Source organism: Rhodococcus sp. IEGM 1354, assembly GCF_030056855.1.
GTDB lineage: Bacteria > Actinomycetota > Actinomycetes > Mycobacteriales > Mycobacteriaceae > Rhodococcoides.
This window is the reverse complement of record NZ_JASHKT010000029.1, coordinates 1-1,300: the sequence shown is the minus strand read 5'-3', so window position 1 is coordinate 1,300 and position 1,300 is coordinate 1. Positions and strand designations below refer to the sequence as shown.

1 protein-coding gene is annotated in these 1,300 nt (G+C 67.1%); it reads right to left on the bottom strand.

Translation table 11 applies throughout. The features are described 5' to 3' along the window. Positions 1-51: 51 nt before the first annotated feature. Positions 52-1,164, bottom strand: coding sequence for an alanine dehydrogenase (gene ald / locus QM588_RS25565; RefSeq protein WP_269608745.1), 1,113 nt, complete (start codon positions 1,162-1,164; stop codon positions 52-54). Positions 1,165-1,300 lie beyond the last annotated feature (136 nt).

The window sequence follows — 1,300 nt, the reverse complement described above, 5'->3', positions numbered from 1 at the left end:
GCGACTGCGCCTACTGCTGGTGGTTGCGGTGGGCGCAGTCGTCTTTGTGGTTCAGGCGGGTACGCGGTCGGCGTGCAGGCTCGGCAGGTCCGGGAATGCGTCTGCGACTCCGGGGTAGACGATCCGGCCGTCGCGGGTGTTGACGCCCAGTGCCAGCGCGGGGTTGGCGGTCAGGGCGGCGTCGACGCCTTGGTCGGCCATCTGACGCAGGTACGCCAGCGTGGCATTGGTCAAGGCCTTGGTCGAGGTTTGGGGTACTCCGCCGGGCATGTTCGCCACGCAGTAGTGACGGATGCCCTCGACGGTGAAGATCGGCGACTCGTAGGTGGTGGGGCGGGAGGTCTCGAATGCGCCACCCTGGTCGATGGCGACGTCGATCAGGAGTGCACCCGGCTTGAGCAGTGCCAGCTGTGCACGTGAGACGACTTTCGGTGCTGCTCGTCCGGGGACGAGAACTGCGCCCACGACTGCGTCCGCTCGCGCGAGTTCGGTGTCGAGGGTCTGGGCGTCGGAGACCAGTGTGCGTGCTCGGCCCCCGAAGAGGATGTCGAGTTCGCGGATCCGCTTTCCGGAGGTGTCGAGGATGGTGACTTCGGCTTGCATCCCCAGAGCCAGGAGTGCGGCCTGGGTGCCGACGACTCCGCCGCCGATGACCAGAACCCGGCAGGGCGCGACACCGGGTGATCCGCCGAGCAGCATGCCGGGGCCACCGCCGGGCATGGTCAGGTGAGTGGCGGCTGCGTGCGCGGCCAGTCGACCGGCGAGCTCGCTCATGGGAGTGAGCAACGGTAGGCCGGTGTTGTCCTGCACGGTCTCGTAGGCGATGCCGAGTGTTCCTGCGGCCAGCAGAGCTTCGGTGAGCGGGCGGTCTGCGGCGAGGTGCAGGTAGGTGAACAGGGTCAGGTCCTCGCGCAGGAATGGGTATTCCGCGGCGATCGGTTCCTTGACCTTGACCAGCAGTTCGGCGCGTTCCCAGGCCTCGGCCTGGGAGGTGAGGTGGGCACCGACGGCGGTGTAGTCGTCGTCGCTGAACCCTGCGCCGTCACCGGCACCGCGTTCGACGAGGACGGTGTGGCCGCTACGAACGAGGTCGGCGGCACCGCCGGGGGTCAGCCCGACCCGGGCCTCTTGTGGCTTGATCTCTTTGACAACGGAAATACGCATGACAGAGACACTTTCGTTCTGGGGAGGTGTGAATGGATGTGGGTAGTTCACGTGCTGGGGCGGCGGGCGATGTTGTAGAAGCGCACGTTCTGGTACTCCTCGAGCCCTTCGGCACTGCCCTCACGACCGAGACCGG

Bases quoted from the DNA above. Each gene is read 5' to 3' on its own strand.
- ald (WP_269608745.1), bottom strand. From the start codon at position 1,164: ATGCGTATTTCCGTTGTCAAAGAGATCAAGCCACAAGAGGCCCGGGTC.